Source organism: Synechococcus sp. CS-1326, from assembly GCF_025128115.1.
Taxonomy (GTDB): Bacteria; Cyanobacteriota; Cyanobacteriia; order PCC-6307; family Cyanobiaceae; genus Regnicoccus.
Genome location: NZ_JAHLYV010000010.1, coordinates 63,927 through 87,897, shown reverse-complemented (window position 1 = coordinate 87,897; position 23,971 = coordinate 63,927). Strand labels below are relative to the sequence as shown.

The window sequence follows — 23,971 nt, the reverse complement described above, 5'->3', positions numbered from 1 at the left end:
GCCCAGCCCCAACCGCTGCAGCTGCAGGCGGACCGTTGAGGCGCTCAGGGGATTGCCCTTCGCGGTCACCTTGCCGGCCGCGGCCAGGGCTTCGCTCATCTTGCGGAGGCTGTACCTGCTGGCAACCATCGGCGCCAGCAAGGGAGGTTGAGGCTGGAACGCAAGGGCGACCGCGGACTCCCTTAAGCAGTGCCCAGCCAGGTAGCAGGAGAAGCCGATTACCAAAGACTGGACAGTCTCGCGTTGCGGTACTACCGTATGTCGGTACCGATGCAGGCCGTGTCAATCCAGTCGTTCGCTTGCAAGCGAACAAAAGCAATTTGGGAAGGGGAAAACCCTCCTAAGTTTGCAGCTATCGCTAGGCAAGCTGAAAAAAAGTTGTCACAGCTTGACTCTGCCGCTGATCTCCACGATCTCAAGTTTCCTCCGAGCAACCACTTAGAGGAGCTCAACAAAGAGAAAAAGTGGCGGGGCTATCACTGCATTCGAGTCAACGACCAGTGGAGACTTTGTTTTCGCTGGACTCAAGCAGGTCCAATGGATGTCCAAATCGTAGATTACAAGCTCTGAACTGGGCCGCACGCATCCTCCCGTCATCCAACACCACCATGAAAGCCCCGAAACTAAGGGAGCCGGTCACCCCAGGGGAAATCCTCAAAGAGGAGTTTCTTGATCCCATGGGAATCACCGCCTATCAGCTCTGCAAAGCCACTGCACTAAGTCAAACCCAAGTCGGTGAAATCATTAAAGGCAAGCGGGCAATCACTGACGAAACAGACGCGGCCCTGTCTAAATACTTCGGGCTAAGTCGCGGCTACTGGCGTCGGATGCAGGTTTCCTACGATCAGCGCAGGAAAGATCATGAACTGCGGGTAATCGAAGAGAAGGTGATTCCCTACGCAGAACTGCATCCAGTTGAGAACCAGTCTGAACTGGTGGGCTGCTGAAGCTCCATGCGACGCGGGCGAGTCAGGCATTGGCCTTTACCCGGCGCAGCTGCCAGAGGTTGTGGCCCAGCTTTCGGGCCTCGATACCGGCGCGGATGACGTGATCACCAACAGGGCGGGCGCCACGGTGGCGGCCGTATGCAGTCAGCAGCTCCACCTCTGAACCCGTCAGCAAGGCCTTGCCGCGCTGCGTCGTGGGCTCTTGATGCCCAGCTCTCCGGCGTACTTGTAGGCGGTGCTCTTGCTGACCTGCAGGGCTTCGAGCACCTCAGCCACCAGCTGGCCATCGGGCACGGCGGCTCGGGAGGCCTGATCACCTGACATGGCTTGTCCGCGGAGTGCGCGGACGGACCAGCAGCCAGAAGGCCAGGCCTTAGCAGGCCAGCAGGAGACCATCAGTTGTCGAGAGAGCGATGGCGTCCAGCTCCACAGGACGCACGCCATCAACGGGCGGCTCGGGCGACGATGCCATGGTTGCCTACTCGATGGAGACCAGGAACTCCATGAACCAAGAGGTGAGCAGAAATCCCAAACGGGAGATGGGATCTACAAAATGGTACGGGCTACAGCCCAGATGTTCGGCATGTTCGTCCTGTGGTGATCGGACTGGATGAGTTCCTACGGGCCAGTCAGAAACAATCCCTCGCTGGTGGCCTCTGCCACATGGGCTTCGGGGCGCCGCTTGCTGATCGCGGTGCCGGTGGCGAAGAGGGCATGGCTCAGCACCTGGGCGGCCTCATCGATCACCAACACAGCGCCACCCCAGTCAGCTGGCCTGAAGCGCACGGCCGAACCGCTCACCAACGAGTCAATGCAGAGCGCGAGGCGGTAGGTGATCATCACCACGCGGATACCGGCCGCCAGCAGAGGGGGAACGGCCGCGGCCGGGGCATCGGTCTTGCCTGATCCCATCGGTGCCGCCAGGGCGACTAGCCGGGCATCTGACGGGGTTGGGATGGGGGCCACCTCAGCGAGGAATGCGCCGGCCGGGGCGATGCGATCGGTCGGCCGCAGCTGCGGCAGGACCGGGCGGGGGGCCGTATCACCGAGGACGCGATCGAGGGGCTCAGTAAGGAGGGATGTAATGCCGCTTAGAGGCCCTGCCTGAGTTGCCCCGGACCCAACCGGGTGGACCCACTCTTCAACTAGCACCAGCACCAGCAGCTCCGACTCCACCAAATCTCATCACCTTTGAGCAATCAGCAATCGCTGGATTATGCTAACTTCAGCTCAAGACTGAACAGGTTCAAAGGAAATCTAGTTGATGGCGATCACATGCGGACCAAGTACTGAGCCTACTTCCTCTGAGCTGCGCAGCTCGAAATTTGCGCAGATATCCAAAATGAAACCCTACCAACCACTATACCGATACCGAAGCAGGGATAGATCGATTTGAGTGTCTGTCGAACATGCAAGCCTGATCGAGGGGGCTTGAGAGGGCCGCTACAAGACTTGTGGCAAACAAAGCACGAACCTCCAACATCCCGGCTGCGGCGATCTCAAGTGCCGCGACGAACAGCTTTGGCTGTAAATGACAACAGCGCCTTCGCGTAGTAATCGTGCCGCTCGACGTAGCTGGACGTGAACAGTGTCTTACCACGATAAAGCATGTCAAGTTTCACACCCCATTCCATGTTTTCCAGCACATACAACCGAAGGGCAATGGCCTTGGCTCGGGCGGCACTGATTCGGGGAGCTCCAGGTCGGCGCGGCAAGGTCAGCAAGTATGGCCATCTCCAGAACAGTAATGGCGGTGGCCAGCTCGCCAGGCCCAGCAGCCTGGCGCAACGTAGCTGCTGCCTGGCGAGCTGCTGCAGCCGCCAGCTGGGTGGCTTCGGGCAGCCAGCTCGGGAGCCAGAACGGCGATGGGATCGAGGTGAAACAGGAGTACAGGTCCAGCAGCCCCAGGGACGGACTGGCGGACGATGCAGGACACGTACAGAACTACCGCAGCTCGGGCAGATAAGCAGCAGTGCACGGCCAGGCTTCTCCCCTCCGTAGCAACCGCGCACGGTCCCCCAGCGCAGCGCCAGGCGGGTGCCATCTACCAGCACCAGGGCCTCGGTGCCGGGGACCACCAAAGGACGCACTGCCGCAAGTGTCAGCCGTTCGCACTCTTCCGATCGGGGGCGCTTCGCCATGGCAGAAATTAAATCGGCACCACCCACCATTTGCAAGGCGCCCACGGCGGGCCGGCAAGCTGGCGCGGAACCAGTTACGGCAATGGGTTTTCAATGCAGCGCTAACAGGCTGCCGTGGCCTGCTGAAAGCCTGCTCAACAAGCAGTCGTGGCCTTGCTGAAAAGAGGAAGGCATTGCAGCGCAATGGGTTTCAATGGTGTCCAAGGGCCAGCGCATCGAGGGGGGCGGCGCGGCGGCAACCAGCTCAAAGAAAGGTAAATTGAGCAAATTGCGTCCCCTGAGCGGCTTTTCCGGGGGTCTTTTGCCTGTAATAGATGCCTCTAGCATGCGGATTGGTGCTCACCACAGGGGGGCTCAGATTCCGCTGATCGGTGCCTGCACCTCGAACTCATCGGGCTGAGCGAGGGCTGGAAGAAGCTCAGCCCAGCTCCAGCCGCTGCAAGAGGCGGGCTACCTGCGAAGGCCCCAGGGATGCGCCGCTGCGGGTGGTGGTGCCAGCTCCAGCCAGGGCAGCCGCCATCGCTCGCATACTCAAGCCAACCGCGGCCATTGGTGCCAAGACAGCTCGGAGCAGCTCAGCTTTGGAGGTCGAGCGATCCTTGGCTGCAAAGTTCTCTCCGATGGTGCCGGGGCGGAATCAGCCCAATTTCACCCCTCGGGCTTTTGCCGCGGCCAGGGCCTCACGGGCGCGCTCAGAGATCCGGCGCCCCACTAACTCAGCCAGCGATGCCATCACCCCCAGGATCAGCCGCCAGGCGCTGGTGGTTGCATCCACGTCGGACAGATCGCAGAACAGGAAGCCCCCCATGCCGTTGCTCTCAGGCTCCCGGTGGGTACGCAGCACCACCTCAGCATCACGGGCGATCCGATCGAGCCTGGCCACCGTCACCACGGCACAACGCTTGGGGGCTTCGGCCAGAGCAGCGGCCAGCTGAGGGCGATCCGCCTTTCGGCCCGATTCGACCTCAACGAACGTAGAGGGTGAAGAACAAGAAACTGTTGAGACCGGGACGCCAGTTCGTGGAGCGTCCGCGGAGTGGGGACCACAGCGGAATGCAGCCTGGTCTCCCTGTCTCCACTGGGTGACTGTGCTCAGCGAGGCAGCACTTCCGGGCCAAACAGAGTGATGACAATGAGGAAGGGGGCGGGTGTACAGGAGGGCCTTCAAACGGGAGGGCAGATCCAGCCAACAATGAGTCCTGAAAGACCCAAACGTTAAGACAGGTGAATCAATGCCATTCGACCACTACGCCAAGATCGGAGATAACGGCTTACCAGTCGTGATCTTTCGGTTAGATCCCGCAACCGGCATCGAGGAGATCTATCGGTGGGGCCAAGGCTGGCTGCCGCGGCCATTCCTTCACCTGATCTTTGGTGATGAGGATGAACGCGATGATGATTATCGCCTAATAGATGAAGCAGTTGTAACTACTGAAATCATTCGATGGGAGGCAGCGAGGAGAAGGGAAGTGTAGTTCCAGCCATGGATGGATCGTAGATCAATTGGGCCAGCATATCCTCAGAAGTGAACATCATGTTGGGGCTAACCCTTCAGAAAAAGCGGGGTAAGGGCATCAGAATCTTGGGCTCCAGAGGATTCAGGCTGGCGCCCACTCCCCCACCACTCTCTCCCCTACTGCTTCCCGCTACGCAAGCTCTAGGTTGAGATCGAACAGGTTGATGAGGATGTCTTCGCTGGCCTTCCAGCCACAGGCCTTGATTGAGCACCAGAGCATCGAGGGCCAGGTGGAACTTGGCAAGCTGGCTGGCAGGTTCGCAGAATAGGCGTTGTTGGTGTCCGTGATCCCCATGTTGCTGGCCGCCATCACTTCGTTTCGATCGATCAAAGTCCTGATCCCCCAATTTCCGAATCCGCAGCAGCGGATGCTTAACCGGGATCCGCTCCTCGATCGACACATACGAGAACAGGCAGCCGCTGCGCTCCTGTTGACCTCGCATCAACGACTGGGCGGTTGAACCATTTTCGTAGAAGTTGTTGGGCTTTTCAGTGAACTCTTAATTGGGCAATGAGAATCGATGCCTACTCACAACTGAGATCGCTATAAATTCTTAACTCTTGACGGTTAATAGCATTGATTCCCGAAAAGAAATTGAGATGTTGAGCAAGAAAGTTGACTCCAGTCTTTATTGATGAGCCTTCATAGCCATCATGTGAGCCTGGTATCGATCCCGAGGAAGTCCCGGACTTCTCCGAGAGCCTAAAGCCGTGCGTCTCTCTGACCTCTGTGCCATCAGCGGGGAGCCGGGGCTTACATCGACTCCTCGTAAATGGCCACCACCTCCTGGGCGAGTGTGCGATGCAGAGCGCGCAGGCTGTCTGGCTTTTCAATCCGGATGCCGGGGCCCAAGCGGAACAGCCAGGCCTGAAGATCCCGGTCCTGCTCAATGGTCCAGATCGGGAGGTCAATTTCTACAGGGAACGGATGGGTGTCGCCGAGGGGGTTGGGCTGCAGGCAGTGCAACTTGTCGGCCTTCCAGCCGGCATGGCCGATAAGGGGTTTTGAGTAGCGGACCTGTTTGGTTGGGAATTTCTTTGAGGCTTCGCGGATGAAGGCAAAGCTCCACTCCTGACAGGAAAAGCGGAGAGTGTTCGTGAGCTGGCGCTTCTGACGGGCGGGTGTGGTGCTGGCCAGATCGAGCTGAGCCTCCACATCCTCTCCGAAGTAGATGCCGCCGCAAACCTGCAGCAGCAGCCCAAGACGATCCAGGGCCTGGTGATGGATCTCCTCATCACGGCGAAAGGCGCCGTCGGCCCGAATCCAATGGAGGCGATCGAGCCGTTCGGTGCGGATCAGGCCGTGCTCCTTACCCGGATGCCATTCCTCGTAGGCCAGATACCAAGCGATGTTGTGAAAGAGCACCTGCAGAGGCCAAAGGGTGAGGACCCCATCGGGGCTGTTGGGGTGTGATGAGGCGTGCTTGTCGCGGCTCAGTTGAACGCGGCGGTGTTCCACGATCGCCGTGTCGATGCGGCTGCCGCTGGTGTCGGCGGCCAGACTGCCGGCTCGGGGATGAACGATCGAGCGGTTGACGACTGCGCGTAGGGGCAGCTTCTGGTCTCCTTCCACCAGTAGACCGCCCCAGCTCAAGCGTCGACGTAGGTCCTCGAGCAACTGCAGATGGGAGGGATCCGCCAGGCGCTCGCCGGTCTCCCGCAGCCAGCCGTACACCTCGAGGAGCTGGGGGCCGGAGAGCACGGCATTCCCGATGGCGTAGCCATGGCGGGCGTTGTCGTTCTGCTTCCGGAAGCCGTAGGGCGTGAGCAGGTGGCGGACGTCCTGTTGCAAGGTGTCCTGTTCGCCGGGCATGTAGCTGCCGGGGATCTCCGCCAGTTGCCTGATCAGATGGGATGGGAGCTTCTGGGTACTAGGCCCGGAGGATTTCTTCGCTGGGGGCTCGCCCTCGGTATGAGCATCGAAGGGCTCCTGCAGGATGTGCCGCAGCAAGGTGAAAACCCGCTGAAAAATGGGGAGGTCACCGTGAGCGGGGTAACCGCCATGCACAGGGTCGACTGGCCTGGAGTGGAAGGGACCCGGCTCGATCGCCGCGCGGCTGGCTTGCTTCGAGCAGAGGAAACCGTTGGCTTCAAGCCAGTGGAGATCCCTTTCAATGGCTTCTGGGCTGGCATAACACTCACCAAAGCCCCCCTGGATCTCGTTCCAGCTGCGCAAATAAATGGCAGCCCTTTCGGCCAGGCTTCCTTCCGGCAGGGGGCTGACGATCGCCTCTAGCTGCTCCCGTGTGGCCTCGTCCTTCGCATCCAGCTCCGGAAAGGAGCTCAACAGACGCATCAGGTAGAGCAAGCGCTCCAGATCCAGCAGCCGGGAATAGGCATGGAGGGTCTTGCCCTGCTCCTTGTTCGCCGCATTGCGGATGCGCGTGTCGAGTTGATCCAGCTGGGCCTGCAGAAAGCTTGCATCCACCTCATCCCTGCTGGGGTCGATGCCCACCAGCACCGCAAAGCCCTCGGCCCTTGAGGGGCCAAAGGTCTTGTGACTGATCGCTGCCGCCATCTCACGGATCACCGGTTCCGGTACTTGTCGCTGGCGGGTTTTGTTCCAGGCGAGGCACTGCGATTCCGAGGTATGCAGCCACCAGCCGATCCACTCCACCGGTGCCGGCAGCTCCAGGGCCTGGGTGTAGGCAAGCCGCCAGGGGCGGCGCGCATGGGTGGCATCGAGAATCACCGGCCGGCCGGCAGCCACCTCCTGCCGCAGCTGCTCCAGTAACCGCTCGCGGATCTCAAGCCAGGGTCCCTGCACCGCCGCATCGCCAAACACATCAGCTCGGATGCGATCCGTGGAGAGCACCACGGCGGGTGGATCACCGGCTGGCGTGAGCAGGGGCGCGAGCTCGTTGGCCAAAGTGGTCTTACCGCTGGCGGGAGGGCCAATCAGTAGGTGGCAGCTCAGGGGAACACTCATGGCGACCAGGCTGCTCGGCAACGGCACGTTACGCAAGCCGTACCTGCGAACAACGGAGTGCGGCCCGATCACGGCCCGACCATGGATCAAGCAGACAGGGATGCGAACCCACGGCGCTGACCCCCTCCAGCTGAGCAGCGGAGTGGAACTTGCAGTGCCTTGGCCGACTTGGGATCAAGGACTCGGCAGCGGATGGTGGCCTGCTGAAGCCGCTTCTGCAGCCCCGCCAGGTCGCCCAGCAGGGCATCACGGTGCTGCTCCAGCAGACGTGCCCGATCTTCTGCTTCCACGAGTTGCTGGGCCTGGTGCCGAAGTCTCTCCTCCAACTGGTCGATGAGCACGCTGTGGCGCTGGGCGCGATGGGTCACCACCACATCCCGGATGCGTCCGCCCAAGCCGATCACCTGATGCCGGCGCCGAACGGGGCCATCCGGTTCGATGGAGTCCGCATCCCAGCCTTTGCTGCAGTGCTGCACCTTGGCGGTGAACAGGACGGTGTCGCCTTGAGACATGCCTGCCTCGGCCCAGGGTGCCCGCAGCCGAAACCACCAGTGATCCGGCTGGACGGGTTGCTCCGTGCGGGCGTGCTGCAACTCGCGGATGCAGACGGTGTGAACCACCTCACCGGCGTGAAGGAAGCCACCGAAGCGATCAACCACGCCGGTGAAGCGATGGACTTGTCCGTGAAGGGAGCGAAGAATGAGCGGAGCCATGGCTGTGTCATGCGGGGGGTGACGCCATGCTTCGGCAACGCTCTGCGTTCTTGCCGCCACTACGTGCGAACGACCGAAGACCACGTATGCGCTTGCGCACGCCCGAGCTGGCTAGGCCGATCGTTGTTCGCACGAAGCTCCTGCCCGTGCCAGGCCATGGGCCCCTCAGTGGGGGCATCCGAGAGCTACTGCCAAACTGCGTTCTCGCAGAACAACCTCTCCGCAAGCCTTTTCCACGATCTGCCTCCGATGCCCACCCGCACCGACCTCACCGACGCCCTACTCGCCCTGATCCCTGAGGACGGCAGCAGGCTGAGCAATGCGGATTTACGCGCTGACTTGCTGGATCAGGCGGAGGAGCCCTTCAGCGATGAGGAGTTCGAGGCGGCCAAGGATCACCTGGTGGCCATGGGCGCCGCCGAAAAAGCCCGCGGCCCCGGCGGCGGATTGAAGGCACCTGGCGTCAACCCACCCCCAAAGCAGGCCCCAGCGTCGGGGAATGGCCGCAGCCGCCGCAATGGCAATGGTGCGGCCGCCACCGCTGCGCCCACCATCGCCCCCGGAACCACCGCCGCTTCGGCCCTCACCGGCGAGCTGCGCAACCAGATCGATGGCATCTGGAATGCCTTTTGGAGTGGCGGCATCGCCAACCCCTTGGAGGTGCTGGAGCAGCTCACCTACCTGCTGTTCATCCGCCGGCTGGATGAGCTGGAAACCCTGGAGGAACGCAAGGCCCTGCGCACTGGGCAGCCGATGGCGCGGCGCCTCTACCCCGAAGGCAACGACTTGCAGGAGCGCCCCTACGAGCAGCTGCGCTGGAGCCGCTTCAAGGAGCTGGCCGCCACCGAGATGTTCGAGCTGGTGGGCGAGCGCGTGTTCCCCTTTTTGCGCACCCTGGGCGGCGACGGCTCGGCCTTTGCCACCCACATGAAGGATGCGCGTTTCACGATCCCCACCGCGGCACTCCTGGCCAAGGTCGTTGACCTCCTGGACGCGGTGCCGATGGCGGACCGCGACACCAAGGGCGACATCTACGAGTACATGCTCGGCAAGTTGGCTACCGCCGGCACCAACGGCCAGTTCCGCACCCCGCGCCACATCATCGAACTGATGGTGGCGATGACGGCGCCCAAGCCCACCGATGTGATGGCCGATCCCGCCTGCGGCACCTGCGGCTTCCCGGTGGCGGTGGGGGAATACCTGCGCGAGCACCACCCGGAGCTGTTCAGCGACCCCCAGCTGAGGGAGCACTTCAACCATGGCCTGTTCCATGGCTTCGATTTCGACAGCACGATGCTGCGCATCGGCTCCATGAACATGCTCTTGCATGGGGTGGAGAACCCCGATGTGAGCTACCGCGATTCGCTTTCGGAAGATGGTGCAGTCGAGGAGAACCGCTACTCCTTGATCCTTGCCAATCCGCCGTTTGCCGGCTCGCTGGATTTCGAGAGCACCAGCGGCAAGTTGCAGCGGGTGGTGAAGACCAAGAAAACCGAGTTGCTGTTCATGGCATTATTCCTGCAGCTGCTCAAACCCGGAGGCCGGGCGGCGGTGATCGTGCCCGATGGCGTGCTGTTCGGTTCGAGCAAGGCCCACAAGGAACTGCGCCGCACCCTGGTGGAAGACCACTTCCTCGAAGGTGTGGTGTCGCTGCCGAGCGGCGTGTTTCGCCCCTATGCGGGCGTGAGCACGGCGATCCTGCTGTTCACCAAAACCGGCAAGGGCGGCACCGATCAGGTGTGGTTCTACGACCTCACGGCTGATGGCTGGAGCCTCGACGACAAGCGCAACCCGCTGTTGCCGCTGGAGAAGCTGGGGCCCGCGCCGAAGGAGCCCTTGGGGGATGGCGAGCACGCCAAGAACAACCTGCTCGATGCCCTGACCCGGTGGAAGGAACGCAACGGCTCAGAGCGCGAACGGGCCCGCACGGAGCAGAGCTTCTGCGTGCCCAAGGCGGAGATCGTGGCCGAGGGCTATGACCTCAGCCTCAACCGCTACAAGGAGCTGATTCACGAGGAAGTGGAGCACCGGCCACCGCTGGAGATCCTGGCGGAACTTCGCACAATCGAGCAGGAAATCCTGCAAGGGATCGAGGAACTTGAGGGTATGCTGCGGTGAAGGCAGCTAGCATTTCGCTATCACAGCTGCAAGTGGTCGCGATGAACACCCTGGTGCTCCGGCAGGTGCCCGACGCGATCTACCGCAGGCTGAAGGCCGTGGCCGCCGCCCACCGCCGCTCGATGAACCAGGAGGCGATCCTGGCGCTGGAGGCCGGGCTGCCCGGCAAGCCGATCCCCGAGCGCCCCACGGTGGAGGAAAGCCGCCGCTGGCTGGCGCAGCAGGTGTGGACGCTGCCGCTGCTGGATGAGCGCACCGGCGAGGAAATCCTGGGCTATGGAGATGACGGTCTCTGCGGCTGAAGGCAGCCTGGTGATCGACCTTGCGGTGGACACCAGTGCAGTGGTGGCGGTGCTGTTGAACGAACCCGGCAGCGATGCCGTGCTGGAGCGTCTCTGCGCCGCTGGGCAACCAGCCGTGGCGGCACCCACCCGCACCGAGATCCTGCTGGTGGCGCTGGCGAAGCTGGGCGACCTAGGCCTGGAGCGGGCACGGGACTTTCTGGAGCAGCAGGCGATCCTCACCGTGGGCTGGGACCAGGAGCTGGCCGATGCTGCCGCGCTGGCATATCAGCGTTTCGGCAAGGGGCACCATCCCAGTGGCCTGAACTTCGGCGACTGCTTCGCCTATGCCTTGGCCGATCACCTGAAGGTGCCGCTGCTGTTCGTGGGCAACGATTTCAGCCAAACCGATCTGGAGCCGGCATTGGGAGGGGAGGGATGAGGCACACCTCAGCGGGCCAGTCCGAGGAACACCAGCAGCGAGCGCTGAAGGCGCAGCAGGACCTTGTCCGGTGTGGGCGTCACGGCGACGCGAAACAGCGGCAGTTGGGTGGGATCGCTGCTGATCAGGCAGACCGTTCCCGAATCCCGCGATGCGAAGGCGTCGTCTTGAACGATCATCCCGGGCCTGGGTTTGCCGGCAAAGCCGGGGCCGCCGGCTATCTCCCAGAGCTCACCGCGCTTCACGGGATGTACGCGTCATCGGGCCACGCGTACAGCGAGTCGATCAGCGCCTGGGCCTCCGCCCCAGCGGCGCTGGCATTGGCCAGCAGGCACTGCCGCCGTGCTGCCGCCGCAAACTCGGGCGAGCGCACATCCGGCACTCAGATCTGGATCGGCCGCATCCCCTGGGCCCGCTGCCGGTGCTCCCGGACGCTGCGGCGGGTGGAGGCGCGGCGAGCCGCCTGGGGGTCTGCACCCAAATGTGCTTCTGTTTCCACCGCCCCTCCAGCCATGGATACATGCAAACCCAGGCGGTGTCGGCAAGCTCGCGCAACCGCCCTGGGCGATGACCCCAGCCTCAACCGCACCAAGGAGGTGACTCACGCAGAGGTGGAGTACCGGCCGCCGCTGGAGATCCTGGCTGAACTGCGCATCATCGAGCAGGAGATCCTCCAAGGGATTGAGGAGCTGGAGGGGATGCTGCGATGAGCTGGTCAACTGCGCCACTTGGTGATCTATGCAAGGTGATATCAGGAGGCACGCCAAAGAGATCGGTTGATGGCTATTGGGGTGGCGATATCCCGTGGGTCAAAATCTCAGACATGCTCCAGGGTGATATAACACACACAGATGAATGCATCACCGAAAGAGGGCTTCACGAAAGTCCAGCCCGGTTGCTAAAGCCAGGTACTCTGCTGCTGTCAATCTTTGCAACGGTTGGCAGAACGGCAATTCTTTCCATTCCAGCAGCCACAAACCAGGCGATAGTTGGCCTACAGTTACAAACTGAGCGCCTAGATCGGGGGTATCTTCGCCATTTCCTGGATAGCCAAGCGTCGGCACTAAAGCTGAAGTCTCGCGGAGTAGCGCAAGATAACATCAACACGACAATCCTTAAAGAGCTCAGAATCCCCCTCCCCCCGCTGGAGGAGCAGCGGCGCATCGCGGCGATTTTGGATAGGGCAGAGTCTGTCAATGCAAAGTTGCTGCAGAGAGAGAGGGCCATAAGCGAACTAGAAGAATCACTATTCGATGAACTCCTCTTAAATTCTTCTGCCGATGCAGACGCTAAGGCAATCCCTCTGTCCGATGTGTATTGGTTTCAGGAAGGACCTGGCGTAAGAAACTGGCAGTTCACTGAGACTGGTGTCAAGCTTTTGAATGTTGGCAATATCTCCACCACCGGCCAGATTGATCTAACACGAACGACTCGGCGCATTTCCGAAGACGAAGCCTATGGAAAGTATAGCCACTTTCTGGTGGATCCTGGCGATCTCGTCATGCCTTCTTCTGGGATTTCAATTGATTCCGATGGTCTCCTCCGTACACGCGCGGCTTTTGTGGATTCATCTCATCTACCCTTGTGCATGAATACCAGCACGATTAGATTTAAGCCACAGGGCGGTCACGCTAGTCTTTTATTCCTTCAGGGCTGGCTGCAAAGCCGTGAGTTTCGCTCACAGATTACGCGGCTTGTCACCGGATCAGCTCAGAAAAACTTTGGTCCGTCTCACCTTAAAAGCCTAAAAATAACACTTCCACCCCGAGGAAATCAAGAAGACTTTGAAAGGAAACTACTGCAGATTAGATGCTTCGGAAAGACCCTGGGAACGTCTGCACAAAGGGTGACAGATTTATGTAAATCATTGCAGGCATCTGCTTTTGATGGTGAGATCTAACGATGAAAGCCACCGAAGCCAAACTCCTCCAGATCCTGCAGGCCGTCCAGCAATTCATCATCCCGATCTACCAGCGCACTTACTCCTGGACCCGTAAGGAATGTGAGCAGCTCTGGGCTGACATCCTTCGAGCAGGATCCAGCGACGAGATCGGGGTTCACTTCATCGGCTCTGTTGTCTACATCGAAGACGGCCAGGGAACGATCACCGTTAACTCCCCCAAGCTTGTGATCGATGGGCAGCAGCGGCTCACCACCATCACCTTGCTGCTCGCGGCCTTGGCTGAGGTGCTCAGTCAGCAGCCGGAGAGCGGGCAGGAGCCCTTTGACGGCTTCTCTCCAGCCAAGATTCGCCAGTACTACCTCACCAACACCCTCGAAAAGGGCCACAAGCACTTCAAGCTGCTGCTCTCCGATACCGATCGCACCACACTCAAAGCCCTGGTGGAAGGCGGCGGGGCGCCGCTACCGCCGGAGCCCTCGATCCGCATCACCGATAACCATGCCTTCTTCCTCGAGCAGCTGCGCAAGCCCACCACCAATCTGGCGGTGGTCTGCCGCGGGATCAGCAAGTTGCTGGTGGTGGATGTGGCCCTCTCCAGGGATCAGGACAACCCCCAGCTGATCTTCGAGAGCATGAACTCCACCGGCCGGGAGCTCTCCCAGGCCGATCTGATCCGCAACTTCGTGCTCATGGGCCAGCCACCCGAGCTGCAGGACCGGTTGTATAGCCACCACTGGCGGCCGATGGAGCTGGCCTTTGGCCAGGAGGCCTACGGCGGCAGTGAGTTCAGTGCCTTCATGCGCGATGTGCTCACGCTCAAAACCGGCGAGGTGCCCCTGCTCGATCGGGTCTACGACAACTTCAAGGCCTACACCCGCCGCCCCGAGGTGGAGCAGGCCGGCATCGAGGCCCTCCTCGCCGAGCTCCACACCATCGCCCTCCGCTACGCCCGCATCGTGCTCGGCCAGGAGCCCGATCCCGAGCTCCAGCAGGCCTTTCACGACCTGCGCGAGCTCAAGGTCAATGTGGTCAACCCGCTGCTGCTGGAGCTCTACGGCGATTTCGATGCCGGCCTGATCGATCGCGCCGAGTTGTTGGAGGCCCTGCGGCTGCTGGAGGCCTATGTGTTTCGTCGCGCCGTCTGCGCCATCCCCTCCAACTCCCAGCAGAAAACCTTCGCCACCTTCAGCCGAGCTCTGCGCAAGGAGCCTTGCCACGTCCTGCCCAGCTTCAAGGCCCATCTACTCAGCCTGCCTTCCTACCGCCGCTTTCCCAGTGACGGGGAGTTCCGGCGCGACATCCAGGAGCGCAACCTCTACAAGTTCAACAAGAGTTGCAGCTACTGGCTCAGGCGGCTGGAAAACTACGAACGCAAGGAGCCGATCGCGGTGGCCAACTACACTATCGAGCACATCCTTCCCCAAAACCCTGAGCTGCCCGCGTCCTGGCGCCAGGCCCTGGGCGAGAACTGGAAGGCGCTGCAGGAGGAATGGCTGCATCGGCTCGGCAACCTCACCCTCACCGGCTACAACCCTGAACTCAGCGATCGTCCGTTCCTGGAGAAGCGCGACCACCAGGGCGGTTTTGCCCACAGCCCTCTGGTGCTGAATCAGGGCATCGGCCCACTCCAGCACTGGGGTGTGGAGCAGATGCGCCAGCGGGGGGGGCGCCTCGCCGAGCTGGCCCTGCAAGTGTGGCCAGCCCCCGCACTCAGCCAGGAGCAGCAGGACCTCTACTTGAGCAGCGCCAAAGCCACGAATGCCTTCTATTCTCTCGCGGATCATCCCCAGCTGGCCAACCCCCAGATCCGGGCGGTCTTCGACGCACTGGATCACTCCATCCGCTCCCTCGATCCCAACGTTTACCAAGACGTGCTCAAGCTCTACATCGCCTACAAGTGCGAGACCAATTTCGTCGACATCGTTTCCCAATCCAAGCGGCTGCGCCTAAGCCTCAACATGCCCTTCGCTGATCTGGATGACTCCCAGGGGCGTGCCTTGAACGTGGCCGGCATCGGCCGCTGGGGCAATGGGGAGGTGGAACTCGGCGTGGCCAGCCTGGAAGAGGTTCCCTATGCCATCGGGCTGATTCGCCAATCGCTGGAGCGGCAGCTGGCAGGCAACTCCAGCCTGGATTAAGCAGAATGCCGCCATGACGGACCGTGCCACCGCCACCCCCGTGGATTCCCGCATCGCCCGGATCGCGGCAGAGATTCATGCGGAGATCCCAGATGCCCAGGTGCGCCTGTTCGGCTCCAGGGCGCGGGGCACCGCCCGGGTCGATTCCGATGTGGACCTGTTGATCACCGTGCCGGATGGCTGGCTGGACAGCCATCCCCGTTGGCAGCTATTAGCGGCCATCAATCGTCGGCTGGAGAGGCATCTGCTGCCGATCGATCTGCTTCTCTATGCCGAAAGCGAAGTGAGGGCCAAACGCAACTGGCGCCATCACGTGATCGCCAGGGCCTATCAGGAAGGAAGGTTGCTGGACGATGGCTGAGGAGGCCAGACAATTTCTCCGACTGGCTCGTCGTGACCTTCGTGCTGCCGAAGGCCTGCTGGATTCATCTCGTTTCGATGAGGCCTCCTGGGGATTTCACGTTCAGCAAGCGACAGAGAAAGCACTCAAAGCATGGGCCTGCCACGAGGACGTTGATTTTCCCCTCACTCACGATCTGAGGCTGCTGCTCGGGCTGCTGGAGAACAAGGCCATTGAGGTGACACCGTGCAGGGAACTGGAAATCCTGACGGTGTTTGCGGTGCAACTTCGCTTCGACGACGAACCAGCACCGCTCGAACTTCTTCGACAGGAGTGGAATGACCGCGTTGAAGCTCTGATCGAAAGGGTGGAGCAGATGGTCGGACCATGAGCTCTCAATACGCCCTCATCGCCGGCCAGTGGCCAGAGCTCCACGTACAGGCCGTCAGAGTTGAGCGTTTTGCCCTTGGCGATCCGCGCACGGCCTGTTTCTACGCCCGCCGCACGATCGAGCTGCTGGTGGAGTGGGTTTACGCCAACGACAGCCAGCTGCAGCGTCCATGGGGCGAACCCTCCCTTTCGCAACTGATCCATGCCTTCAGCTTTCGCGACCTCGTAGGCCCCCAGCTGCTGAGCCGCTTCAAGCTGCTCAAAGACCTCGGCAACGACGCTGTCCATCGGGCCCAGGCCATCCCCACAGGCGATTCCGTGCTGGCCGCCACGGAGCTGTTTCAGGTTCTCCGCTGGCTGGCCCTCACCTATGGCCTCGATCCCGCTGCCGTACAAGGTGCCCGCTTCGACAAGGCCCTGTTGCCCGCCGCCGAGCCAGCCACACAGCAGCAGAGCCAGACCCGCGAGCAACTGGCGCTTCTCGCCAACCAGCTGGCGGAACGGGATCAACAGCTGCGGGAGGAGCGTGAGGCCTCAGCGGCGTCGCTTGAGGAGCTCGAGCGATTACGCCTGGAGATCACAGCTCTGCGGAAGGCGAATCAGGCTGCCGCCCAACCCGAGGCAGATCTCACCGAGTTCGCTACCCGCCAGCTTTACATCGATCACTACCTCGAAGAGGTGGGTTGGCGGCTCGGGGAAGGTCGCTCCGATGAGGTGCCCGTCTCCGGCATGCCGAACGAAACCGGTGAGGGGTTTGTGGATTACGTGCTCTGGGGCGCCGACGGCAAGCCCCTGGCCCTGGTGGAAGCAAAACGCAGCAGCAAGGATCCGATGCTCGGCCAGCAACAGGCCAAGCTCTACGCCGATTGCCTCGAAACCCAGTACGGCCAGCGGCCGCTAATTTTTCTCTCCAATGGCTACCGCCATCGCCTCTGGGACGATCTCCGCTACCCGCCCCGGGAGGTGCAGGGCTTCTACCGCAAGGCCGAGCTGGAAACCCTGATCCGCCGCCGCACCCAGCGCCAGAGCCTGGCGGCGGCCACGGTGAATCCTGCGATCGTGGAGCGCTACTACCAGCAGCGGGCGATCCGAGCAATCTGCGAATCCATGGAGCGCAGCCGCCGCAAGGTGCTGCTCGTGATGGCCACCGGCAGCGGCAAGACCCGCACCGTGATCGCCCTGGTTGACCTGCTGATCCGTTGCAACTGGGTAAAGCGAGTCCTCTTCCTCGCTGATCGCAACGCCCTCGTGCTCCAGGCCGAACGCGCCTTCCGGCGCTTCCTGCCCGACTGTTCACCGGTGAACCTGGTTTCCAACAAGGGCGGTGAAGGACGCGTGTTCCTCTCCACCTACCCGACGATGATGAACCTCATCGATGCGGAAAACAGCCTTGGCGAAAAGCGTTTCGGCGTAGGCCACTTCGATCTGGTAATCATCGACGAAGCCCACCGCAGCGTGTATCAGAAATACGGCGCCATCTTTGCCTACTTCGATTCTCTGCTCAGTGGCCTCACCGCCACCCCCCGCAACGAGATCGATCGCAACACCTACGACCTCTTTGATCTGGAGGTGGGCCTGCCCACCGATGAATACGGCCTGGATCAGGCCGTGGACGACGGTTACCTCGTGCCCTTCCGGGCAATCTCGGTGCCGCTGCGGTTCCCCCGCGACGGCATCACCTACGCCCAACTCAGCGCCGCGGAACAAGCCCAGTGGGACCTCCTGGATTGGGAGGAAGGCGTGCTGGGGACTGGCCGCATCAATTCCGGCGCCGTGAACGCCTGGCTGTTCAATGCCGACACCGTGGACAAGGGACTGCAGGTGCTGATGACCCAGGGCTGCCTCAACGGCAGCGGTGATCAGATCGGCAAGACCATCGTCTTTGCCAGGAACCACAACCACGCCGTCTTCATTCAGGACCGTTTCGATCACCACTACCCCCACCTCGCCGGCCAGGCCGCCCGGGTGATTGACAATCGCGCCTCCTATGCCCAGAGCTTGATCGATGAGTTCGCCGACCCCAACAGCAACCTCGCCATTGCGATCTCGGTGGACATGCTCGACACCGGCATCGACATTCCCGAGATCGTGAACCTGGTGTTCTTCAAGCCGGTGCGCTCCCGCACCAAGTTCTGGCAGATGGTGGGTCGGGGTACCCGCCTCTGCCCGGATCTGTTCGGACCCGGAGCGCACAAGGAATGCTTCTGGATCTTTGACTGCTGCCAGAACCTGGAGTTCTTCCTCGGCCAGGGCGGCAGCAACCCTGGCCCCTCTCCCGAATCCCTCAGTGCCCGCCTCTTCCGTGCCCGATTGGCGTTACTGAGCAGCCTGGACGAACTCGCAGGCCCGGCGGAGGCGGCGGGAGCTACCGAGCTGCGGGCCCACCGCGTGGCCCTGGCGGAGGCGCTGAGGCGCCATGTGGCCGCCTGCCCCAGCGACAATTTCCTGGTGCGGCCGCACCTGGAGCTGGTGGAGCGGTTTCGCCAGGTGGAGGCCTGGAACCAGCTCGACGCTGAGGCGCAGGAGCTGCTCGCCTCCACCTTGGCGCCGCTTCCTTCAGCCCAGGCGGAGCAGGACGGCGACACCGATGCCGACGCCCGTCGTTTCGATCTGCTGTTGTACAAACTTCAGTTGGCCGTGCTGCGCAGCGCTGCCGATCTCCCCAGACTGCAGGCCCAGGTGCGGGAGATTGCCGGCCTACTGGAGGAACGCCACACCATCCCGATGGTGGCGGCCGAGATGGAGCTCATTCAGGACCTGCTGCTCGACGAGTGGTGGCAGGGCGTGACACTGCCCATGCTCGAGCAGGTGCGCCTCAGGCTGCGCAGCCTGATCGGACTGATCGAACGTCAGGCGCGCAGCCCGATCTACACAATCTTCACTGATGTACTTGGCGAGCTCAAGGAGCTCGATGCCGCTGCCTTGATCAGCCCAGATGAGTTCCGCCAGTTCCGTCTCCGTGCCCGGAACTTTCTAAGGGCCCACGAGGATCACCTCACCATGCAGCGGCTGCGGCGCAACCAGCCCCTCACGGCCACCGATCTGCAGGAACTGGAGCGCTTCCTGCTCAATGAGGGCATTGGCAACGAACGCGTGATCGCCCGTGCCAGCGAAGAGTGCAACGGCTTCGGGCTGTTCATTCGCTCTCTGGTGGGCCTGGAGCGCAATGCGGCCAAGGAGGTGTTCGCAGACTTCCTCGCCGAACGGACCCACACGGCCACCCAGATCCAGTTCATCAACGAGATCATCAACGAACTCACCAGCCGTGGAGTGATGGATCCGGCCCGCCTCTACGACCCGCCCTTCAGCGATCTGGCGCCAACTGGCCCCGAGGCTCTATTCACTGAAACCGAGGTTCTTCGCATCTGTGATCTGCTGGCCGTGATCCGGGCACGGGCGGAAACGCCGAAGGCCGCCTGATACGGGAAACTCTCACCGGTGGAACTGGTAAGGGGCCTCCAGATCCACCGCCATGTCCGACGCTGCCGTGCTCACGGTTCTCTGGATTGACTCGGCAGAACAGCGCCATTACCTGATCCCAGCTTTCAGCTCGCCGCTCCTGTTCCGTCGTTCCCTGAAGCGGCGGCTTGCAGGCCGGAAACGTTTAATCGGTGCCCCATCGCCAGATGACGTCGAGTTCCTTATCTCGGGGCTGAACGGTACACAGATCTCAACGCCCTTCCAGACCCTGTCTTCCTACAGGTACCTGCTCACCTTTGCTGAGAAGCGACGCCGAGTCCTGCTCTCCGGCTGGCGAAGGGAGGGATCGTCTGGGGCTTGGCAGAGGCTTTGGTGGCCTGGAACGATCAGAGCGATGGCATCAGTCTGGCCGCCGTCCAGTTGATCCATGGATCGGATTGGTTGTTCGCACTTATGCGCCACCTGAAAACGAATGCCTCCGCCATGCTGGATTAACAATGTGGGGTTTCCCCATGGGCCGCGAACGTGATCCTTTCCGACTCCCCCGTGCTGGCTGGGAGGTGGCTCCCGCCGCTGGGCTGGCTTCGATCGACCTGAACGGCAACCACGCCGCCTTCGGCGGCGGTGAGTTCGTGAGCGAATCCACCCTCGGGGGCGTCGCTGTGTATGCCATCTACCAGGCACTGCTCACGGGGTTGCGCACGGAGGCTCTGCGCCAACGCGGCGAGATCGACCGGGCCACCCAGATCCAGGCGATCGCCAGCACGGTATGGGAATCCGTGAAGCAGGGAGCCGCGGTAAGCGCGGTGCTGGCGGTGTTGCTGCTGGTGTTCCCCTGGCTGTCCCTGCCGCTCTCGCTGCTGGGGCTGGTGGGCATGGGCAAGGCTTCGCTGGATCTGTTCCATGCCTTCTGGGATGGCCTCAGCGATGAGCAGCGCCCAGAGCTGCACCGGGCTGCCCATGAAGCCGGCCTGAACCTGGGCCAGCTGTTCAGCGGTGGCGCCAACACCCAGCTGCAGGGGTCCTGAGCCGATCAGTGCGGCATCGCTTTCCATGGTTGCTGAGCCCATGTTGACCAAGGGTCCAACCCGTGCGCCTGATCCTTTCGGCATCGCGTTGCGTTCAGGCGGTTGGGCCGCTTTGGTCGCTCGGCTGGGAGAAGCTGTGGCCGACCCCAATGCCCTGGCCGCGCTCCAGGAGCGGTTGAGTCGCCATGGGGCTGCGGTCACCGGCCAGGTGCCGGACTTGTTGTTGCGGGCCCCCGATCCCGAGGCGGCCGTCACCGCCTGGCTGGCGGAAAAGGACCTGAGCCACTGGCGGCCCCAGACCTGGGGAGGGGCGGCCACAGACGGCTGGAGCTTCGAGACAGCTGGCTGGAACCGGGCCCGGGGCGCCGAGGCCATGGATCCTGTTGAGATTGGCCAGGCGCAGCTGGATGGTGGTCTCGATGCACTGGGTGCCCCAGGCATGCCTGGCGCCATCGGTATCGAATCCCTTGAGGCGGCGCTGCTGGCGGCAGCCGTGGCGCTGGCCTGGTGGCTGCATCGTCATCATCGGGAGCTGCTGTCGGCCCAGGGAGAGGCACAACAAACGTTGGTGCAGCAGGGCCTGAGGGCTGTTGGGCTGGCGGTGCTCTCTGGTGCTGGCGCCTCCCTGGTGCTTTCGCTGGCCCTTGCGTTGATTCCGGGGGGCCAGGCCTTGCTGTTGGCTGGAACGGCGGTTCGCGTCAGTCGGGCGCTTCCTCCGGCTGGGGTGGATCCCTTTGATTTGCAGGGTCGGAGGGGCTTGCAAAGCTGCCGATCAAGCAGGAACGCTCAGACAATGAATACCAACCAAGACTCGTCATCGGAACCAGCGGTGCAGGCGACGGAGCGCTCGCTGGAGTAGGCCGGGAACAACGTCGGCGCCGCTGGCGCCATTGGGGGCGCCAGCGGCGATCGCAGGACGGCGCACCGCCACGGGGATGGCGACGGCTCTGGCGGGGCCAGGAGGTACAACGCGCCAGTGGATGTGCTGGTGGAAGTGCTCCCAGCTTCCCTGCCTGGGCGGATTGATCGGGGGCATGGCCATGGTGAACGCAGCCCCCAGCCTTCCCCGAATCTCATTGGGCTACGCAGAGCTACGTGCGAACGACGAGTCATGGGAGGCAGGCGGCCAGCCGCAGCTGACGGACCCACACCCGAAAATTGTTCTCGTTCTCCGGGCCGTACATCCAGCTGATGCGTTCAGGAAGCCCAAATCTGTTGGCGACCACATGGGCCTCGCTGCGTTTCAAATCAGCGAGATGCACCTTGGCTTGTCGTTCCTGGAGCAGCTCATGCAGGACGGCAAGGCCCCGCTCGCAGTCGGGGTAGTTCGCCTGATCACTGGCCAACACCAGGGCCCCTGGCGGCAGGACATCGAGCCGCTCGGCCAGAGCCCGCCGCAGGTGCTCAACACCGAGGCCATAGAGCTCATTAAGGCAGTTCATGGCCGTGAGCACCTGGCAGCGACCCAGAACAGCCCGCTCCTTGGGGCCCATCGGGGTGGCCACCAGATCGACGCTCTGACCACTGATCCTCACTTGGGGGTGAGTGGGGTAGTGGTTCGCCACCTCCTGGCTGATCGGCCAGCAGTCTTGCCAGTGGAGTGCATTGCGATCAAACACCGTCACCTCGAGGCTCTCGCCCCTCAGCTGGCTGTGGAGCGCGGCCAGGGCGATTGCTTCCGGCGCCGGCCCACCGCAGAGGGCGGCCACGCGCAGATGCGGTTGGCAGAGCACAGCCGCCGCTTCTGGTTGACCATCCAGGGCCGTGAGCACATCGCCCAGCTGAAGGCTGTAATGGCCCAGGTAACCAAGCAGGTAGGCGGCACGGACGGATGGATCTTCGTAGATCGCTGATCCAATCGTCTGCTGGCTTTTGTAGTTCTGGCGCATGCGGACATCAGCCTTCTGGACGCGCTTCAGAAAGACCCGCTCGGGCTCCTGCGGTTTGGAGAAGGCCCCGATCACGCGGGGAATGAGCAGCTCATACATGGTTCAAGGCCTCGGGGCGAATGGATCGGAAGGTGAGGTTGATGCGCTCGCGCTGCACGCGCAGCCGCTTGGGCACCTGGTGGAGCCAGAGGCGCTGGGTGGGGGGATCCATCACCAGCAGATCGCCATGGCCCAGCTCCACAGAGAGGGGGGCTTCCGTGATGGCTTCGGGATCCCGCGGCCGCAACCGGAAGCTGCGCTCGGCCCCCAGGCTCAATGAGGCGATCGGCGCCTCTGGATCGAGCTCTCGCTCATCGTCGGCGTGCCAGTCAAGTTTGTCGCGGCCATCGCGGTAGCGGTTAAGCAGCAACGAGTTGAAGCCCCAGCCCACAGCGCACTCCACGCGCTCGCGCAGATGCTGAAGCAAGGGGCTCCAGACCTCGATGGGGTTGCGCACACCGCTGTAGGTGTAAGAACAACCGGGATCACCCACCCAGCAGGTGAGGCGAGGCAGCGAATGGGTGCGGCCATAGAGGGTGATGGTGTCCTGCTTCCAGGGCACCTCCTGGCTCAAGCGCTCCAGCAGGTCATCAGCATCGGTCGCCCAATGGGGCCAGCAGCGCAGGGCAAGTCCCTCCTTGCTCAGCACCAGGGGGGGTCTGGGTAGGAGCTGGCTTTCCCGGGCTGGAGGAGCCGGGGAATGGAAGATGTCGAGCTGCTGGTCCATCACACTTTGGGTCTGGTCTCCATCGTCACCTGACGGGATGGAATTTGCAGAGGTCTTACCTGCGAACGACCAATGTGTGGGAGTTCAAGGGAGGCCTTCTCGATCTTCGGACCACACCGATCGCTTGAATCGGTAACCCCATCGTTTCAAGGCAGGGGCTGCGCGCTACTTGCGCCATACCGGGAGAGCTTCCCATGCCTGGCCTTTTGTGCATGCTGCCCCAGCGCGCAACGCCGGATTCTCCGAAAACCCGCATGGCGCCGTAGCGCTGCGCGCTCAATTGCACCGCAAAGGGTTTCAAGGTTTTCCACAGGGTTGTCAGGTGATCTCGGGAGCGCCACAGTGGAGGTGCGCGCTAATGGCCTTCGGACCAGCTGCGCCGCAAGGCCTTTCGGGGCCGCAGTCACCACTCGTTGGTGACACCACTTAATTGGAAACAGCGGCCTCGTCTTCGCACATCCACCAGTGATCCCAGGTCACCACTCGTTGGTGACACCACTTAATTGGAAACCCTTTGGTTTCTGGTGGGTCGAAAATCACATGAACAGTCACCACTCGTTGGTGACACCACTTAATTGGAAACGCCTCTTAAAATCGTCCCATAAAGCACGGTGCCAACGGCGTCACCACTCGTTGGTGACACCACTTAATTGGAAACGGTTCGTAGTTGCGGTTCAGTCAGGAAATCGTAAGCATGTCACCACTCGTTGGTGACACCACTTAATTGGAAACACCACCGCCAGTCGTCCGATGGGTTATCAGCTGGGAAAATGTCACCACTCGTTGGTGACACCACTTAATTGGAAACCGGTGGTTCTCGTGGATTACTGCGGTGCTCAGCGGCACGAGTCACCACTCGTTGGTGACACCACTTAATTGGAAACAGGGGTCAGCTGGCTGCTGAAGGGACGTCATCGTCACAATGTCACCACTCGTTGGTGACACCACTTAATTGGAAACCAGCAGCCCGCCTGCGCAGGCGGATCCTGACTCTCTCCAGTCACCACTCG

General features: G+C 62.0%; 25 protein-coding genes, 1 pseudogene and 1 CRISPR repeat array (1 of these 27 running past the window's edge). Of the genes and pseudogenes, 13 read left to right on the top strand and 13 right to left on the bottom strand.

The window, feature by feature from the left end; all coding sequences use genetic code 11:
• The first annotated feature begins 258 nt into the window (after nt 1–258).
• Together KQ307_RS02920 and KQ307_RS02915 are read left to right on the top strand one after the other, a co-directional pair.
• Nucleotides 259–570, top strand: a complete 312-nt coding sequence (locus KQ307_RS02920) for a type II toxin-antitoxin system RelE/ParE family toxin (RefSeq protein WP_311133775.1) — start codon at nt 259–261, stop codon at nt 568–570.
• A 38-nt stretch (nt 571–608) separates the two neighbouring features.
• Nucleotides 609–947, top strand: a complete 339-nt coding sequence (locus KQ307_RS02915) for a HigA family addiction module antitoxin (RefSeq protein ID WP_259726873.1) — start codon at nt 609–611, stop codon at nt 945–947.
• Nucleotides 948–1,115: 168 nt separating this feature from the next.
• Here the strand turns inward: KQ307_RS02915 and KQ307_RS02910 are convergent, their stop codons facing one another.
• The 4 genes from KQ307_RS02910 to KQ307_RS02895 form a co-directional block, all read right to left on the bottom strand.
• Entirely contained in the window at nt 1,116–1,271 is a 156-nt protein-coding gene (locus tag KQ307_RS02910) for a hypothetical protein (protein ID WP_259726872.1), read from the bottom strand.
• A gap of 294 nt (nt 1,272–1,565) precedes the next feature.
• On the bottom strand, nt 1,566–1,913 hold the full coding sequence (locus KQ307_RS02905; RefSeq protein ID WP_259726871.1) for a hypothetical protein: 348 nt from the start codon (nt 1,911–1,913) through the stop codon (nt 1,566–1,568).
• A 533-nt stretch (nt 1,914–2,446) separates the two neighbouring features.
• Nucleotides 2,447–2,671 (bottom strand): hypothetical protein, encoded by a 225-nt coding sequence (locus tag KQ307_RS02900; RefSeq protein ID WP_259726870.1) that lies wholly within the window; start codon nt 2,669–2,671, stop codon nt 2,447–2,449.
• A gap of 1,054 nt (nt 2,672–3,725) precedes the next feature.
• Complete coding sequence (locus KQ307_RS02895) at nt 3,726–4,256, bottom strand: recombinase family protein (RefSeq protein ID WP_259726869.1); 531 nt, start codon at nt 4,254–4,256, stop codon at nt 3,726–3,728.
• A gap of 64 nt (nt 4,257–4,320) precedes the next feature.
• On the opposite strand from KQ307_RS02895, the gene KQ307_RS02890 reads away from it, so the two are divergent.
• Nucleotides 4,321–4,563, top strand: coding sequence for a hypothetical protein (locus tag KQ307_RS02890; protein ID WP_259726868.1), 243 nt, complete (start codon nt 4,321–4,323; stop codon nt 4,561–4,563).
• Between the two features lie 171 nt (nt 4,564–4,734).
• On the opposite strand, the gene KQ307_RS02885 is transcribed toward KQ307_RS02890, so the two are convergent.
• From KQ307_RS02885 to KQ307_RS02875, 4 genes and pseudogenes are all read right to left on the bottom strand, one after another.
• Nucleotides 4,735–4,914, bottom strand: coding sequence for a hypothetical protein (locus KQ307_RS02885; RefSeq protein ID WP_259726877.1), 180 nt, complete (start codon nt 4,912–4,914; stop codon nt 4,735–4,737).
• Between the two features lie 13 nt (nt 4,915–4,927).
• Nucleotides 4,928–5,047: pseudogene (locus KQ307_RS14860) on the bottom strand (IS5/IS1182 family transposase); the annotation flags it as partial.
• Between the two features lie 311 nt (nt 5,048–5,358).
• Nucleotides 5,359–7,533: an ATP-binding protein gene (locus KQ307_RS02880; RefSeq protein WP_259726867.1), complete on the bottom strand. Its 2,175-nt coding sequence runs from the start codon at nt 7,531–7,533 to the stop codon at nt 5,359–5,361.
• A gap of 86 nt (nt 7,534–7,619) precedes the next feature.
• Nucleotides 7,620–8,246 carry a hypothetical protein gene (locus tag KQ307_RS02875; RefSeq protein ID WP_259726866.1) on the bottom strand — a complete coding sequence of 209 codons (627 nt, stop codon included), beginning with the start codon at nt 8,244–8,246 and terminating at the stop codon, nt 7,620–7,622.
• 249 nt (nt 8,247–8,495) lie between these two features.
• On the opposite strand from KQ307_RS02875, the gene KQ307_RS02870 reads away from it, so the two are divergent.
• The 3 genes from KQ307_RS02870 to KQ307_RS02860 are packed head-to-tail and all read left to right on the top strand — an operon-like array spanning nt 8,496 to nt 11,087.
• On the top strand, nt 8,496–10,364 hold the full coding sequence (locus KQ307_RS02870) for a class I SAM-dependent DNA methyltransferase (RefSeq protein ID WP_259726865.1): 1,869 nt from the start codon (nt 8,496–8,498) through the stop codon (nt 10,362–10,364).
• A gap of 41 nt (nt 10,365–10,405) precedes the next feature.
• Nucleotides 10,406–10,666, top strand: coding sequence for a FitA-like ribbon-helix-helix domain-containing protein (locus tag KQ307_RS02865; RefSeq protein ID WP_259726864.1), 261 nt, complete (start codon nt 10,406–10,408; stop codon nt 10,664–10,666).
• Complete coding sequence (locus tag KQ307_RS02860) at nt 10,647–11,087, top strand: type II toxin-antitoxin system VapC family toxin (RefSeq protein WP_259726863.1); 441 nt, start codon at nt 10,647–10,649, stop codon at nt 11,085–11,087. The genes KQ307_RS02865 and KQ307_RS02860 overlap by 20 nt, the downstream gene beginning before the upstream one ends.
• An 8-nt stretch (nt 11,088–11,095) precedes the next feature.
• On the opposite strand, the gene KQ307_RS02855 is transcribed toward KQ307_RS02860, so the two are convergent.
• Together KQ307_RS02855 and KQ307_RS02850 are read right to left on the bottom strand one after the other, a co-directional pair.
• The gene (locus tag KQ307_RS02855; RefSeq protein WP_259726862.1) at nt 11,096–11,332 is read right to left on the bottom strand and encodes a type II toxin-antitoxin system PemK/MazF family toxin; all 237 of its coding nucleotides are present in this window, start codon (nt 11,330–11,332) and stop codon (nt 11,096–11,098) included.
• Nucleotides 11,329–11,469 (bottom strand): antitoxin MazE family protein, encoded by a 141-nt coding sequence (locus KQ307_RS02850; RefSeq protein WP_259726861.1) that lies wholly within the window; start codon nt 11,467–11,469, stop codon nt 11,329–11,331. The genes KQ307_RS02855 and KQ307_RS02850 overlap by 4 nt, the downstream gene beginning before the upstream one ends.
• Before the next feature lie 324 nt (nt 11,470–11,793).
• Here KQ307_RS02850 and KQ307_RS02845 point away from each other — a divergent pair, with 324 nt between their 5' ends.
• The 7 genes from KQ307_RS02845 (at nt 11,794) to KQ307_RS02815 (ending at nt 21,165) form a co-directional block, all read left to right on the top strand.
• A complete protein-coding gene (locus KQ307_RS02845) occupies nt 11,794–12,987 on the top strand; it encodes a restriction endonuclease subunit S (RefSeq protein WP_259726860.1) in 1,194 nt (397 codons plus the stop codon).
• 2 nt (nt 12,988–12,989) lie between these two features.
• Nucleotides 12,990–15,128 carry a DUF262 and DUF1524 domain-containing protein gene (locus tag KQ307_RS02840; RefSeq protein WP_259726859.1) on the top strand — a complete coding sequence of 713 codons (2,139 nt, stop codon included), beginning with the start codon at nt 12,990–12,992 and terminating at the stop codon, nt 15,126–15,128.
• Nucleotides 15,129–15,141: 13 nt separating this feature from the next.
• Complete coding sequence (locus KQ307_RS02835; protein WP_259726858.1) at nt 15,142–15,489, top strand: nucleotidyltransferase domain-containing protein; 348 nt, start codon at nt 15,142–15,144, stop codon at nt 15,487–15,489.
• Complete coding sequence (locus KQ307_RS02830) at nt 15,482–15,859, top strand: HEPN domain-containing protein (RefSeq protein ID WP_259726857.1); 378 nt, start codon at nt 15,482–15,484, stop codon at nt 15,857–15,859. Before KQ307_RS02835 ends, KQ307_RS02830 begins: the two co-directional genes overlap by 8 nt.
• The gene (locus KQ307_RS02825; protein ID WP_259726856.1) at nt 15,856–19,278 is read left to right on the top strand and encodes a DEAD/DEAH box helicase family protein; all 3,423 of its coding nucleotides are present in this window, start codon (nt 15,856–15,858) and stop codon (nt 19,276–19,278) included. The genes KQ307_RS02830 and KQ307_RS02825 overlap by 4 nt, the downstream gene beginning before the upstream one ends.
• 512 nt (nt 19,279–19,790) lie before the next feature.
• Nucleotides 19,791–20,306, top strand: a complete 516-nt coding sequence (locus tag KQ307_RS02820; protein ID WP_259726855.1) for a hypothetical protein — start codon at nt 19,791–19,793, stop codon at nt 20,304–20,306.
• 136 nt (nt 20,307–20,442) lie between these two features.
• Complete coding sequence (locus KQ307_RS02815; RefSeq protein ID WP_259726854.1) at nt 20,443–21,165, top strand: hypothetical protein; 723 nt, start codon at nt 20,443–20,445, stop codon at nt 21,163–21,165.
• On the opposite strand, the gene KQ307_RS02810 is transcribed toward KQ307_RS02815, so the two are convergent.
• The 3 genes from KQ307_RS02810 to KQ307_RS02800 form a co-directional block, all read right to left on the bottom strand.
• Nucleotides 21,121–21,342, bottom strand: a complete 222-nt coding sequence (locus tag KQ307_RS02810) for a hypothetical protein (RefSeq protein WP_259726853.1) — start codon at nt 21,340–21,342, stop codon at nt 21,121–21,123. The genes KQ307_RS02815 and KQ307_RS02810 overlap by 45 nt on opposite strands.
• 73 nt (nt 21,343–21,415) lie before the next feature.
• Entirely contained in the window at nt 21,416–22,294 is an 879-nt protein-coding gene (locus KQ307_RS02805) for a hypothetical protein (protein WP_259726852.1), read from the bottom strand.
• A complete protein-coding gene (locus KQ307_RS02800; protein WP_259726851.1) occupies nt 22,287–22,961 on the bottom strand; it encodes an alpha-ketoglutarate-dependent dioxygenase AlkB in 675 nt (224 codons plus the stop codon). Before KQ307_RS02800 ends, KQ307_RS02805 begins: the two co-directional genes overlap by 8 nt.
• A 402-nt stretch (nt 22,962–23,363) precedes the next feature.
• Nucleotides 23,364–23,971: direct repeats of the CRISPR family, unit length 36 nt; unit sequence GTCACCACTCGTTGGTGACACCACTTAATTGGAAAC (it continues 3,704 nt past the right edge of the window).

Bases quoted from the DNA above. Each gene is read 5' to 3' on its own strand.
- KQ307_RS02920 (WP_311133775.1), top strand. From the start codon at position 259: ATGTCGGTACCGATGCAGGCCGTGTCAATCCAGTCGTTCGCTTGCAAG.
- KQ307_RS02915 (WP_259726873.1), top strand. From the start codon at position 609: ATGAAAGCCCCGAAACTAAGGGAGCCGGTCACCCCAGGGGAAATCCTC.
- KQ307_RS02910 (WP_259726872.1), bottom strand. From the start codon at position 1,271: ATGTCAGGTGATCAGGCCTCCCGAGCCGCCGTGCCCGATGGCCAGCTG.
- KQ307_RS02890 (WP_259726868.1), top strand. From the start codon at position 4,321: ATGCCATTCGACCACTACGCCAAGATCGGAGATAACGGCTTACCAGTC.
- KQ307_RS02885 (WP_259726877.1), bottom strand. From the start codon at position 4,914: ATGGCGGCCAGCAACATGGGGATCACGGACACCAACAACGCCTATTCT.
- KQ307_RS02880 (WP_259726867.1), bottom strand. From the start codon at position 7,533: ATGAGTGTTCCCCTGAGCTGCCACCTACTGATTGGCCCTCCCGCCAGC.
- KQ307_RS02875 (WP_259726866.1), bottom strand. From the start codon at position 8,246: ATGGCTCCGCTCATTCTTCGCTCCCTTCACGGACAAGTCCATCGCTTC.
- KQ307_RS02870 (WP_259726865.1), top strand. From the start codon at position 8,496: ATGCCCACCCGCACCGACCTCACCGACGCCCTACTCGCCCTGATCCCT.
- KQ307_RS02865 (WP_259726864.1), top strand. From the start codon at position 10,406: ATGAACACCCTGGTGCTCCGGCAGGTGCCCGACGCGATCTACCGCAGG.
- KQ307_RS02860 (WP_259726863.1), top strand. From the start codon at position 10,647: ATGACGGTCTCTGCGGCTGAAGGCAGCCTGGTGATCGACCTTGCGGTG.
- KQ307_RS02845 (WP_259726860.1), top strand. From the start codon at position 11,794: ATGAGCTGGTCAACTGCGCCACTTGGTGATCTATGCAAGGTGATATCA.
- KQ307_RS02840 (WP_259726859.1), top strand. From the start codon at position 12,990: ATGAAAGCCACCGAAGCCAAACTCCTCCAGATCCTGCAGGCCGTCCAG.
- KQ307_RS02835 (WP_259726858.1), top strand. From the start codon at position 15,142: ATGACGGACCGTGCCACCGCCACCCCCGTGGATTCCCGCATCGCCCGG.
- KQ307_RS02830 (WP_259726857.1), top strand. From the start codon at position 15,482: ATGGCTGAGGAGGCCAGACAATTTCTCCGACTGGCTCGTCGTGACCTT.
- KQ307_RS02825 (WP_259726856.1), top strand. From the start codon at position 15,856: ATGAGCTCTCAATACGCCCTCATCGCCGGCCAGTGGCCAGAGCTCCAC.
- KQ307_RS02820 (WP_259726855.1), top strand. From the start codon at position 19,791: ATGGGCCGCGAACGTGATCCTTTCCGACTCCCCCGTGCTGGCTGGGAG.
- KQ307_RS02810 (WP_259726853.1), bottom strand. From the start codon at position 21,342: ATGCCCCCGATCAATCCGCCCAGGCAGGGAAGCTGGGAGCACTTCCAC.
- KQ307_RS02805 (WP_259726852.1), bottom strand. From the start codon at position 22,294: ATGTATGAGCTGCTCATTCCCCGCGTGATCGGGGCCTTCTCCAAACCG.
- KQ307_RS02800 (WP_259726851.1), bottom strand. From the start codon at position 22,961: ATGGACCAGCAGCTCGACATCTTCCATTCCCCGGCTCCTCCAGCCCGG.